This is a genomic window from Pseudomonas sp. PDM20 (assembly GCF_014852575.3).
In the GTDB taxonomy this organism is placed as follows: domain Bacteria; phylum Pseudomonadota; class Gammaproteobacteria; order Pseudomonadales; family Pseudomonadaceae; genus Pseudomonas.
The window spans coordinates 4,427,800-4,439,420 of sequence record NZ_CM181224.1 but is presented as its reverse complement, the minus strand read 5'-3'; the positions used below and the strand labels follow the sequence as shown (position 1 = coordinate 4,439,420).

The 11,621-nt window shown below is 61.9% G+C and carries 10 protein-coding genes; 3 read left to right on the top strand and 7 right to left on the bottom strand.

The window, feature by feature from the left end; genetic code table 11:
• Positions 1-9 precede the first annotated feature (9 nt).
• Entirely contained in the window at positions 10-1,446 is a 1,437-nt protein-coding gene (gene dacB, locus IB261_RS20225; RefSeq protein ID WP_081519410.1) for a D-alanyl-D-alanine carboxypeptidase/D-alanyl-D-alanine endopeptidase, read from the bottom strand.
• A gap of 255 nt (positions 1,447-1,701) precedes the next feature.
• On the opposite strand from dacB, the gene IB261_RS20220 reads away from it, so the two are divergent.
• Entirely contained in the window at positions 1,702-2,049 is a 348-nt protein-coding gene (locus tag IB261_RS20220; RefSeq protein ID WP_081519411.1) for a YggL 50S ribosome-binding family protein, read from the top strand.
• Here IB261_RS20220 and IB261_RS20215 read toward each other — a convergent pair.
• The gene (locus IB261_RS20215) at positions 2,030-2,446 is read right to left on the bottom strand and encodes a response regulator (RefSeq protein WP_151187769.1); all 417 of its coding nucleotides are present in this window, start codon (positions 2,444-2,446) and stop codon (positions 2,030-2,032) included. The genes IB261_RS20220 and IB261_RS20215 overlap by 20 nt on opposite strands.
• Before the next feature lie 800 nt (positions 2,447-3,246).
• Between IB261_RS20215 and IB261_RS20210 the strand changes: the two genes are divergently transcribed.
• Together IB261_RS20210 and IB261_RS20205 are read left to right on the top strand one after the other, a co-directional pair.
• Positions 3,247-3,873, top strand: a complete 627-nt coding sequence (locus IB261_RS20210) for a response regulator transcription factor (protein ID WP_081519413.1) — start codon at positions 3,247-3,249, stop codon at positions 3,871-3,873.
• Between the two features lie 65 nt (positions 3,874-3,938).
• The gene (locus IB261_RS20205) at positions 3,939-7,523 is read left to right on the top strand and encodes a transporter substrate-binding domain-containing protein (protein WP_225605920.1); all 3,585 of its coding nucleotides are present in this window, start codon (positions 3,939-3,941) and stop codon (positions 7,521-7,523) included.
• A 14-nt stretch (positions 7,524-7,537) separates the two neighbouring features.
• Here the strand turns inward: IB261_RS20205 and IB261_RS20200 are convergent, their stop codons facing one another.
• The 5 genes from IB261_RS20200 to IB261_RS20180 form a co-directional block, all read right to left on the bottom strand.
• A complete protein-coding gene (locus IB261_RS20200) occupies positions 7,538-8,869 on the bottom strand; it encodes a deoxyguanosinetriphosphate triphosphohydrolase (RefSeq protein ID WP_192381288.1) in 1,332 nt (443 codons plus the stop codon).
• Between the two features lie 69 nt (positions 8,870-8,938).
• Positions 8,939-10,105, bottom strand: coding sequence for an EAL domain-containing protein (locus tag IB261_RS20195; protein WP_192381289.1), 1,167 nt, complete (start codon positions 10,103-10,105; stop codon positions 8,939-8,941).
• Between the two features lie 82 nt (positions 10,106-10,187).
• A complete protein-coding gene (locus IB261_RS20190) occupies positions 10,188-10,532 on the bottom strand; it encodes a hypothetical protein (protein WP_151187766.1) in 345 nt (114 codons plus the stop codon).
• Positions 10,529-10,909: a phage holin family protein gene (locus IB261_RS20185; RefSeq protein ID WP_139791629.1), complete on the bottom strand. Its 381-nt coding sequence runs from the start codon at positions 10,907-10,909 to the stop codon at positions 10,529-10,531. Before IB261_RS20185 ends, IB261_RS20190 begins: the two co-directional genes overlap by 4 nt.
• Positions 10,910-10,924: 15 nt before the next feature.
• Positions 10,925-11,242 carry an ElaB/YgaM/YqjD family protein gene (locus IB261_RS20180; protein ID WP_045211754.1) on the bottom strand — a complete coding sequence of 106 codons (318 nt, stop codon included), beginning with the start codon at positions 11,240-11,242 and terminating at the stop codon, positions 10,925-10,927.
• Positions 11,243-11,621: the final 379 nt, after the last annotated feature.

Genomic DNA, 11,621 nt, shown 5'->3' with positions numbered 1-11,621 from the left:
GCGTGGGAATCAGCGCTTGGTGCTGCTGTAGAGGTCCAGCAACACCTGGTCGAGGATCGACGAGGCCCCCCACGGCCGGTTGCTGTTGAGGATGGCCACTACGACCCAGGTGCGGCCGTTGGCGTCGCGGCTGAAGCCGGCGAGGGCGCGCACGGTGTTCAGGGTGCCGGTCTTCACGTGGGCTTCTCCGGCCATGGGCGTGCCACGCAGGCGTTTGCGCATGGTGCCGTCCTTCGCCACGATCGGCAGCGAGGAGATGTACTCCGCGGCGTAGGGGCTGTGCCACGCGGCCTGGAGCATGGCCGCCATTTCGCGGGCGCTGACTCGCTCATCGCGGGACAGGCCCGAACCGTTCTCCATCACCAGGTGGCTCGCGGTAATGCCCTTGCGCGCCAGCCATTGGCGGATCACCCGCTGGGCAGCCTGGGCATCGTCCGCGTCGGCACCATTGCGATACTGGCGGCCGACTGACAGGAACAGCTGGCGGGCCATGGTGTTGTTACTGAACTTGTTGATGTCGCGGATGATTTCCACGACGTCCGGCGACATGGCGCGAGCCACCAGGGTGGCGTTCTTCGGCACGGTGCCTTCGCGGTCCTTGCCGAGGATGCTGCCGCCCAGCTCCTGCCAGATGCCGCGCACGGCGCCGGCGGTGTAGGCAGGGTGCTCGAGCAGGGACATGTAGGTCTGGGCGCTGCAGCCCTGGGGAATCTGCCCGGTGGCGACCAGCGAGGTGCCGTCGAACTGGGTCACCGGGTTGAAGCGCAGTTTCGGCCAGGCGGGGCAGGCTGCGGCCTTGCTCACCTGGATCTGGTTGTCGATGCGCACGTTTGCCAGCGGTGGGTCCATCAGCACGGTGGCCTTGCTGCCTTCGGTGCGGATCACCAGTCGCACGCTCTTCAGGTTGACCATCAGCGAGTCCGGGCCGACCAGGAACGGCTTGTTGTCGTCGCCGCCGTCGTCGTTGAAGACCGGCAATTGCGGGATGTTGAAATAGCTGCGATCCAGCACCAGGTCGCCGGTGACCTTGTTCACGCCGTTGGCGCGCAGGTCGCGCATCATCAGCCAGAGCTTCTCCAGGTTCAGCTTCGGGTCGCCGCCGCCCTTGAGGTAGAGGTTGCCGTTGAGGGTACCGTCCTTGAGCTGGCCGTCGGTATAGAACTCGGTCTGCCACTGGTAGGTCGGGCCGAGCATTTCCAGGGCGGCATAGGTGGTGAACAGCTTCATGGTCGACGCCGGATTCACCGAGACGTCAGCGTTGAAATAGGTGGCGTTGCCGGGACCTTCCAGGGGAATCATCACCAGCGACAGGGCGTCGTCGGTGAGCTTGCTGGCCCTCAGCGCCTTCTGTACGCGCTCGGGCAGGGTGGAGTTGATCTGGGCAACAGCCGGCAAGGCGAATGGCAACAATGTAGCGAGAGCGAGGACACGCAGAGACTTGAACATAGAAAAGATGACATCCCAGTGGTCGGGCATTGACTTGAAAAAATGAAAAGATGAAGCGCAACACTACAGATGAAATACTCCCTGTTGGACCGGGAGCTGCGGCACATTATGCCGCAAGCCGTTCGAGGATGCGCTGGCCTTCGGATGCCAGTCGTCTCGGAGAGGTTTGTCGAGTCATTGTTCGTGCAAGTCCCGGATATGTTCCGGACACACCCGTGCATCGAGCGGCGAAAGCCCTCCTGAGGAGAGATTCAGATGGCGACCCATCGTTCCCGTCGTTTACGCAAGAAGTTGTGTGTCGATGAGTTCCAGGAACTCGGCTTCGAACTGAGTTTTCAGTACAAGGAAGGAACGAGCGAAGAGGCTATTGACGCATTCATCAAGCGTTTTGCAGGTGTCGCGGTCGAACCCAACGACCTGGTCTATAGCGGTTGCGACGAGTACGGGTTCATCTGCCTTGCTCGGCGCGGCTCGGTGAGTGCGGAGCAGCGCGAGTTGATCGACGGATGGCTCAAGCAGCAGCCGGAGCTCGCAGGTTTCAGTCTCAGCTCGCTGATCGATGCGTGGTACCCGGACCAGCCAGTCAATCTGCCCGCATCCTGAGTCTGAGGCTCTCGTCCGCTGCCAGGGACTCCATCAGCGCCCACTCATCGAGTGGTTTGGACAGGCAGGCCAGGACGGGTAGTCCCTGGTCGCGGAGGGTTCTGCGCAAGGCCTGCAATTCATCGGCATCTCGGCAACTTAGGAAGACTGCGTGGCGAATATGACCGGCTTCGGCCAGTTCGCCGAGCAGTTCTATGCCGTCAGTGTCCGGCAGGTTGATATCGCAGAGCAGCAAGTCGAAAGGTTCGTTGCGACGTGCACACTCCTCACGCGCTTCACTGGCATCGAGAGCGGGCGTCAATCGGAAGAATCCCAGTCTGTTCAATTGCATTTGCGTAGCGATCAGTTGGAAGGGATGGTCTTCGACTATCAGGATGCTGAATTTGTTTTCCTGCACGTAAGAAACTCCAGGCTGTCAGGGGGATCGACAATTGCAGTGGATAAGTTTGGTGCTTCCTATCTTAGGTGTGTCGATTGATATGCAGCTTGATTGCTGATGGGTAAGTTGATCAGCCAATGTGTCGGGCCGGTTATCTTGTTGTGTGATTTTTAAGTTTTCCGGCGAAGGGCTTTCTTGTGCTTGTTTGTTCTGGGTGATTATTTGGTTTTACGATTTGACCTTGTTCGAGCTGTTCCATGTTTATCCTGATTGCTGAGGTTTACTGAAGAGGGGCTGAATTAACTGTTCAGTGTTCGATAGCTGATCTGTCTGGCGAGGGGAAGAGGCAGGGTGCTTGTCAGACGGCGGCCGACAGAAAGTGTGATCAAGGGCAGCGTTGGAGGAGTGCGTCAATGACTGCGGTCAGGCTGGGCTATGGCGAAATAGCTGATCTAGAGCGGGTGCTGTGGTTTCAATGGCTGCCGGGAAGGCGCGCTGATTCCGCGGGCGGAGTGATGGAGGGCGGGTGGCGAGGAAGGCTCAGGCGCCTATCGAGCGTTCGGTAGATGGGATAAGCAGCGACAGGGAAGCGAATTGTCAGAAATCGTGCTCAGATTTTCGCTCGTCTCTCATCAGAAATTCCTTGCCTGTTTTAAGGTGACGTCAAAATATTTAAGGTTACTTGTAGGAATTATTTATATGTTGTGTAGGAAAGCCCTCTAATGGTCAATATTGAGGGTGGGTAATCTCGACAGCGCTCGCTCTGCATATATCTTACCGAAGGACATTTTTTAAGAAGGGTCAGAGGGAGGAAGCTGATGAGCAAAGTTCTAATTGTCGATGATCACCCAGTCATTCGCATGGCAATGCGTGTGCTGCTGGAAAAGGAAGGCCATGTCATCGTTGGTGAAACCGACAATGGCGTGGACGCGCTTTCGCTTGTCAAGGACCTGATTCCCGACCTGGTCGTTCTGGATATCGGTATTCCCCGGCTTGATGGTCTGGAGGTGATCAGCCGTATCTCTGCCTTCGAGCTGCCACTCAAGGTGCTGGTGCTGACCGGGCAGAGCGCCTCGCTGTTCGCCATGCGCTGCATGCAGGCGGGTGCCTCAGGCTTCGTCTGCAAGCAAGGCGGTTTGTCCGAACTGATCAGCGCCGTCAACGCTGTGGTCGCCGGCTACAACTACTTCCCCAGCACGGCGGTGCGCCAGACTCGTCGCAACAATGGACAGATGGACGATCAGGAGCTGATCCAGCGCCTCTCGGATCGTGAGATGGCTGTCCTCCAGTACCTCGCTAACGGTTATTCGAACAAGGAAATCTCCGAACAGATGTTCATCAGCAACAAAACGGTCAGCACCTACAAGACCCGGCTGCTGCTGAAGCTCAATGCTCATTCGCTGGTTGACCTGATCGAGTTCGCCAAGCGGAACGCGCTGGTCTGAGGTGTTTGATGTGCCGCTTCCGCTTCATCGTCAGTGTGTTGCTACTCGTCTGTTGCGGATGGGTGATGGCGGAGCAGCACGATTGGACCTCGATCAACCTGCTGGCTCGTTCGGGCGACGAGCCAGTCAAGGTGCAACTCAGCGACTCCGACTGGCACTGGCTCAGGGACAAACGTACGCTGCGTCTGGGCGTGACGGCACCCGATTACGCCCCGTTCGATATCACCAGCAGCGGTACGGACCTTGAGGGCATCACGGCCGACGTCGCGGGAATCATTGCCGACTCGCTCAATGTTCGAATTGAAGTACGACGTTATTCTGACAGGGATGCCGCCGTGGCCGCGCTGTCTCGCGGAGATATCGACCTGTTGAGCCGTGCCACGGGGTATGAGGCTGCGCGACCGGACGTTGTGCTGTCCGTACCCTACTTTTCCAACCAGCCTGTCATCATCGGGCCGGAAGGCACGCGCCTGGAAAGTAGTGAGCAACTCGCCGGCAAACGCATTGCGGTGGTCGCCGACTACTTCCCGGCAAATGATCGGGACAGGTTCCTGGCCGGCGCCACCGTACAGAGCTATCAGTCGGTGCGCCGTGCACTGGAAGCGGTCGCTTTCGGCCAGGCGGACCTGTTCGTCGGCGATGCCTTCAGTGCGCAGTACTTGATCAGCCAGGCATACCTGGCCAATCTCAAACTGCTCAACTTTGCCAGCTTCAACGGCCAGGGTTTCAGCTTTGCACTGAATGCATCCGATCGGACGTTGCTGGACATCATCGACCATACCCTGAATGCGATTCCGCGACAGGGCGAGACGGCCATTCAGCGTCGCTGGAGTCCGGGCGGAAGCAGCCCCATTGCCGGCCAGCGCCTTATCCTGACGCCTCAGGAGCAACGCTGGGTGGACCGTCACCCGCGACCGAAAGTCGTGATCGATCAGGCGTTGGCTCCTGTTTCGTTCTTCGATGCCCAGGGCCAGTTCCGCGGAATCGCTGCCGATTTGCTGGAGCTGGTCCAGAGCCGAACCGGGATCGAGTTCGATGTACGCCCGCAGGCCAGCGTCACGGCGATGCTGGAGCAGGTGCGTACGGGCAAGGCTGACGTGATTGCGGCGCTGACTCCAACGGCGCAGCGCGAGGAATGGCTGAGTTTCACACGTCCCTACATGACCGCATCCTTCGTTGTCTTGGTGCCAGAGGGGAGCGACTGGCTGCACAGTCTGGGGGATCTCGATGGCCACACTGTCGCCGTCCCCAGGGGCTCGGTCATCGCGGACTTCATGCGTGCCCGCCACCCTCGGGTGAAACTGCTGGAGGTCGAGAACAATGTCGACGACCTGTCCATGGTCAGTGAAGGCAAGGTGGACGCCGGCATTCACCTGTTGTCGTCGGCCAACTACCTGATCTCCCGCTATTACCCGGACCTCAAGATCGCCCTGGCCCTGGACCGCGAGCCCGGACAGTTCTCGCTGGCGGTGTCACAGTCGGACCCGGAGCTGCTCAGTATCCTGAACAAGGCGTTACTGGCCATCGCGCCCGAAGACCTGAGCAATATCACTACCCGCTGGTCTGCCAGCGTGGACAGGCCGGACAGCGTCTGGCAGGGCTACCGCAAGCAGTTCATCCAGCTTGCCTGGGCGGCAGCGCTGGCATTGCTCATCGTGTTGCTGTGGAACGGGTGGCTCTGGCGCAAGGTGCGCCGGCGCCGGGATTCGGAGAAAGAGCTCAGTTACCGCCTCGAATTCAAGCGTGCATTGATCGATGGTATTCCTCAGCCGGTGGCGGTACGTGATCGTGAAGGGCGGCTGGTTACCTGCAATATCGGCTTCCTGAAGGAAACCGGAATGCCGCGCGAGTCGGTGGAAGGTTCCCGCGTCGTCGATTACCCCTGGCTGCAGGCGCCTGACGCGCTAGCGTTGCAGTTGATTCATCAGCAGGCCATGGAGCAGGACGGGAAAGTGGCCTCCGATCTGGTCCTGCAGATTCACAACGAAGTTCGGGAAATACATTACTGGGCGACTCCCTACCGTGGGTCGGGTGGTGATATCTCCGGGGTAGTCACGGGCTGGATCGATGTCACCGAGCGCGAGCGGCTGCACCACCAGCTGGAAGCGGCGAAGGAGCTGGCCGAGGAAGCCAACCGCGCGAAGAGTACCTTCCTCGCTACCATGAGCCATGAAATTCGCACGCCGATGAACGCGGTGATCGGCATGCTCGAGTTGGCGCTCACCCGTGCCGATCAGGGGCATTGGGAGCGGGAGCCAGTCGAGGTGGCTTACGACTCGGCGCGTTCTCTGCTGACGCTGATCGGCGACATCCTCGATGTGGCCAAGATCGAATCCGGGCGTCTGACGCTGATGCCGGAGCGCGCCCACCTGCGCGAGTTGGTGGAGTCCGTTGCGCGCGTGTTCGATGGGCTGGCGCGGCAGAAAGCGTTGGAGCTCAGGATGGAAATCGAGGCGGAAGCCGCCTGTGACGTGCTGATCGATCCCTTGCGGTTCAAGCAGATTCTGTCGAACCTGGTCAGTAACGCCATCAAGTTCACCGACTTCGGGCATGTGAAGATTCGCGTCTACGGCGAGCGTGTCGCCGGCGAGCGCCTGGCCCTCGAGGTCAGCGTGCAGGACAGTGGGATCGGCATTTCCGAGGATGAACAGCGCCAGTTGTTCGAGCCTTTCAGCCAGGTGACCCGCAGTGGCGATGCCAGTCGAGGTGGTACGGGGCTGGGGCTCACCATCTGCCGCAAGCTGGCGGAGATGATGGGCGGCACCGTACGCATGGAAAGCCGTCCCGGCGAGGGCACCACGGTCACGGTGCGCCTGTTGCTGCAGACCCTGGAAAGCCTGCCCGAATGCGAAGTTGGGCCGGCCGTGATGGTCCCGAGGACCGCCCAGTCGCTGAAGGTTCTGGTGGTCGACGACCATGTGGCCAACCGGATGCTGCTGACCCAGCAACTGGAGCATCTGGGGCATCAGGTCGAGGTCGCCTCCGACGGCTCCCAGGCACTGCAGCTGTGGCATCCGGGTGACTTCGATCTGCTGATCACCGACTGCAATATGCCGGTGCTCAATGGCTATGGTCTGGCCCGGCGGGTTCGCGAGCTTGAAGCGGAGATGGAAGCCGAACCCTGTGTGATCTTCGGGTTCACCGCCAACGCCCAGCCCGACGAGATCGAGAACTGTCGGCGGGCCGGCATGGATGACTGCCTGTTCAAGCCCATAGGCCTGGATAACCTGCGTGTGCGGCTGGATGCAGTGCCGAAGCTGTCAGCGGCTCACGACGATCAGGCATCTGTGGAGAAGCAGGTCGATGGCTTCGACCTGAAGCCCCTACGGGAGATGACCGGCGGAAATCCTGGCCTGATCCGCCGTTTGCTGGAGGAGTTGTACAGCAGCAACCGGATCGATATCGACCAGGTCCGGCCGCTCTGGGAAGCCGGCGACTGGAAGCAACTGGCCGATCTGGCCCACCGCATGAAGGGCGCCGCGCGATTGGTCAATGCGGACACGCTCCAGGACCTCTGCAGCAAGCTTGAAGGTGGCTGCAAGGATGGTCTCGACAGCCGGGAGCTGGGCAACCGGGCACTGGCGGTGGAGCAGGCGATGGCGACCTTGCAGGACGATTTGCTGCAGCAATTGCGCAAGCTGGCCGCCTAGCCCGCGCGGCCGCTTCAGCTCGGGCTGGAGCGGCCGGTCATCTCGCGCGCCATCTCGGTGGCATAGCTGTCGGTCATCCCGGCGATGAAATCCGTTACACGCAAGAAGGAGCGATAGAGCGACCAGCTCGGGTCCGGCGCGTAGTGGCTCAGCAGGTCGAGGATGCGCTGGTTCTTGAACGACGGCGTGCTCTGGCGGTGTTGTTCCAGCACGGCGCCGCAGAAGGAATTCAGCAGGATTTCCAGGGTGGTGTAGGCGCCGATCTCATGCAGCGTCTTGCGCTTGTCCTGGAATATCTTCTCTCGCGCCATCGCCTTCGCGCGTTGCACGCAGCGCTTGGCCGGGCCATGCATGTGTTCTACCAGGTCGCCTTGCAGGCTTCCCGCGAGCAGGGTCTTTTCCTGTTCGACGAACGCGCGGGCGGCGGCATTGGTCAGGTGTTCGATGGCCTTGCCGCGCAGGATCGCCATCTTGCGCCGGCGCGAGTCCTTCGGGCCGAGCTGGCGGTAGGTTTCCGGCAGATCGTCACCGACCAGGTCGAGCAGCAGCGCTTCCACTTCGCTGTAGTCGAGCAGCTCCATTTCCACACCGTCTTCCAGGTCGATCAGGCCGTAGCAGATGTCGTCCGCGGCCTCCATCAGGTAGACCAGCGGATGGCGCGCCCAGCGTTCATCTTCCAGCTGCGGCATGCCCAGCTTCTGGGTGATCTGCTCCAGCAGTGGCAGCTCGCTGCGGTAGCAGCCGAACTTGTGCTTCTTGTAGCCGTGAGAGTCGGCGTGTCGTGCCGTCCAGGGGTACTTCAGGTAGGTGCCGAGGGTGGCGTAGGTCAGGCGTGTGCCGCCGTCGAACTGGTGGTATTCGAGTTGGGTGAGGACACGGAAGCCCTGGGCGTTGCCCTCGAAGTGCAGGAAATCCGAGCGTTCCCCGTCGCTCATGCCATCCAGCCAGCCACGACCGGCAGCCTGCTGGAACCAGTGGCGGATGGCGTCTTCGCCGGAGTGGCCGAAGGGCGGGTTGCCGATATCGTGGGCGAGGCAGGCGGACTGGACGATCACGCCCATGTCCCCGGGGTCGCACCATTCCGGCAGGCGGTCACGAATGATCTCGCCAACGCGCATGCCCAGTGAGCGGCCGACGCAACCGACCTCCAGTGAATGGGTCAGGCGGGTGTGAATGTGGTCGTTGCTCGATACCGGGTGCACCTGGGTCTTGCGCCCCAGGCGGCGGAAGGCACCGGAGAAGATGATGCGGTCGTGGTCCTTGTGGAAGGCGCTGCGGCCGAGTTCGGCGCTGCTGTGCACCGGTTTGCCGAGGCGCTCCCGGGGGAGCAGGGTGTGCCAATCCATTCTTCTTTCCGCAATCCAGAGAGTTACCGGCAACGCTAGCCGTTCGCGCCGGCAATCTCAATCGCGGCGCTAGAGGCCTTCGGCGTCGATATCGATGAGCAGAAGGCGTCGACCCTGGTCGATGAACTGGCCGGCGGTCATGCAGTACTGGTTGGTGGTGGCATCGCGATAAGTGTTGGAGAGTGTCAGGCGACGCTCTTCCCAGCCCTCGGCGAGCAACTGGTAGAAGTAGGGGCGCCAGGACCAGTTGTGGCCCAGGTAGCGGCGGTTCTCCTTCCAGAACAGGCCGTTCCATTCCAGGTTCGGCGAAGTCTGGGTGCCGTGGCGGTCGCACTGGTAAATGCGTAGCAGACGGCCGAAGGAATCCGGCGCCGGCGGCAGGCTGCTGAGCATGGCGCCGCCTTCGGCCCAGGGGCGCAGCATGTTCATCAGTTCGGAGAGTTGCTGGCGCAGCTGGATGAGGTTGGAGCGCTCCTGCAGCTTGCGATGCACATAGTGGTCGCGGCGCTGGGCGAAGGCTTCGCGGAAGGCGTCGCTGGCAGGGAACTCCAGAGCCGGTTTGGCGAACAGGAAGCCTTGCACGTAGCGTGCGCCGCACTCCAGGGCGAAGTCCATTTCCTCTTCGGTTTCCACGCCCTCGGCGATGATCCAGCAGCCGGTCTTCTCCGCCATCTGCGCCAGCGCCTTCACCACTTCGCCACTGGGGCCGCCGCGGGCGGCTTCCTGGAACAGACGCATGTCCAGCTTGAGGATGTCCGGCTGCAACGCCAGTACGCGGTCCAGCTGCGAGTAGCCGGCACCGAAGTCGTCGATGGCGATGCGCGCGCCGGCATCACGGTAGCGAGCCACTACTTCCGGCAGGCGCTGGTGGGCACCGCCCAGTTCAGTGATCTCGAAGACTACGCGCTCCGGTGGTACGCCCTGTTGTTGCAGTTGCTTGAGGCTGGGCAGCGGCTGGTTCGGGCGCAGGCGGCTGATCCAGCGCGGCGAGATATTCAGGCTGAGGAACCAGTCCTTGGGCGCTTCGTGGATGCGGGCGAGGGCGGCGTCGCGGATCTGCCGGTCGAGACGGCGCAGTTCGGCCAGGCCGACTCGCGGGTTGAAGAACAGCGGGCCGACCGATTGCAGATCACCGTTGTCCTGGCGCAACCGGCCCAGTGCTTCGACACCGGCGATCAGGCCGGTCGCGGTGTCGATGAAGGGCTGGAAGCAGGCGATGGGTTGCCCGTCGATCAAGGGACACATCCTTAGTGGCGTGACAGGGAAGCGCTCGCGCGCAGCTCACTGTCACTTAGCAAGAATGTGGCCAGTCTAGACGTCAGAGGTGCGTCGAGGGGGCGGGCGGGTCCTTGGGCTCGGGCTTGCTGCGCATCTGCAGGAGGATCGGCAGCAGGGCGATCCCTACGCGCAGCAGCCGCACCCAGCGGCGTTTGCGGCCGAACAGCAGGGCAAGGGCTGCGGCGCCGCCAGCGCCCCACAGCGGCGTGCTGCCGCCCAGGCCGCTGCGCAGGTTCTGGCCGAGATTGCGTGCCTGTTTCAGGGGTTGCAGCAGCAGTTCGCCTTCCTGGCGGATCTGCTGGCGCTGCATTTCCAGGCGCAGGCGGACGATCGCCTTGCGCAGTTCGGCGCGGGTCAGGTTGCGGGCGTCGGGCATTTCGCTCATGGCAACAGTCGCTCCCGGTCACGGGCCAGTTCTTCGAGGGTGGCGCTGAACGGCGAGCTTTCGTCGTTGACCAGCATATGCAGACGCCAGGCGCAGAACAGGCTGCCGCCGACATAGAAGAGGCACAGTCCGATGGCGGCCTGCAAACGGTAGCTGTCCCAGAACAGGATGAGCACCAGCACCGACAGGGCGACCAGCAGGAGCAGAGCGAAAACCAGCGCCAGGCCGGCCATCAGCAGCATCTGCACGGTGCGGGTCTTCTGCTCCTGCAGCTCGATGCCGAGCAGTTCGACGTGCCCGTGCAGCAGGCCGAGGACCGCGGCGCCGAAGCGCCGCGGGGAAGGGGAGTTGGCCGAGGACTTCGGCCCGGCGTCCATTCCGTCGCTCATCGATCAGCGCCGGCTGACCAGCAGGCCGAGGAGGAAGCCGACACCGGCGGCGATACCCACGGCCTGCCACGGGTGATCACCGACATAGTCTTCGGTGGCGTCCACGGCGGCTTTGCCCTGGTCGCGCACGGAGTCCTTGGTGGAATAGATGGCATCGCGGGCGCGCTTGAGGCTCTCATGGATCTGCGCGCGCATCTGGTCGGCTTCGGCGCCAGCCAGGTCAGCCGAGCTCTGCAGGAGTTTCTCGGTGTCGCTGACGAGGGCCTGGAATTCGGCCAGGAGTTCATCCTTGGCGGCGTTCACTGCGGTCTTGCGAGGCATGTGATGCTCCTTGTGCGGGTTGAGGTTCCTAGTTTTCGAGCCCCAGGGTCGCTGGAAAGTTTCTCATAAATTCATCATGGGGCCGCTCTCGCGTGCGAGTTGAAGCCTAGCCGCTGAATGCTGCTCCGGTGGTATGCCGCTTGCATTTCTCTGGTGCGCATGGAGAGCCGAGCGCCCCATGGCGGGGCGTTCCCGGTGTCTGAAACGGCCGGGAATATGAGCTCAAACCACTGAAAAACATAAGGAAGTACAAGAAATTGCGAAGCTGGTCGGATGGCTTGTGAGCCATGCTGGTTCAGCGCTCGGCTCCTCTGTGGTGCGCCGCTGCTTCAGTGTGGTGCGACGCAGGGTCGCCGCGAGCCGTTTTGGTGCTTTCCCC

Coding starts and splice junctions, on each gene's coding strand:
- dacB (WP_081519410.1), bottom strand. CDS start 1,446: ATGTTCAAGTCTCTGCGTGTCCTCGCTCTCGCTACATTGTTGCCATTC.
- IB261_RS20220 (WP_081519411.1), top strand. CDS start 1,702: ATGGCGACCCATCGTTCCCGTCGTTTACGCAAGAAGTTGTGTGTCGAT.
- IB261_RS20210 (WP_081519413.1), top strand. CDS start 3,247: ATGAGCAAAGTTCTAATTGTCGATGATCACCCAGTCATTCGCATGGCA.
- IB261_RS20205 (WP_225605920.1), top strand. CDS start 3,939: ATGGCGGAGCAGCACGATTGGACCTCGATCAACCTGCTGGCTCGTTCG.
- IB261_RS20200 (WP_192381288.1), bottom strand. CDS start 8,869: ATGGATTGGCACACCCTGCTCCCCCGGGAGCGCCTCGGCAAACCGGTG.
- IB261_RS20190 (WP_151187766.1), bottom strand. CDS start 10,532: ATGAGCGAAATGCCCGACGCCCGCAACCTGACCCGCGCCGAACTGCGC.
- IB261_RS20185 (WP_139791629.1), bottom strand. CDS start 10,909: ATGGACGCCGGGCCGAAGTCCTCGGCCAACTCCCCTTCCCCGCGGCGC.
- IB261_RS20180 (WP_045211754.1), bottom strand. CDS start 11,242: ATGCCTCGCAAGACCGCAGTGAACGCCGCCAAGGATGAACTCCTGGCC.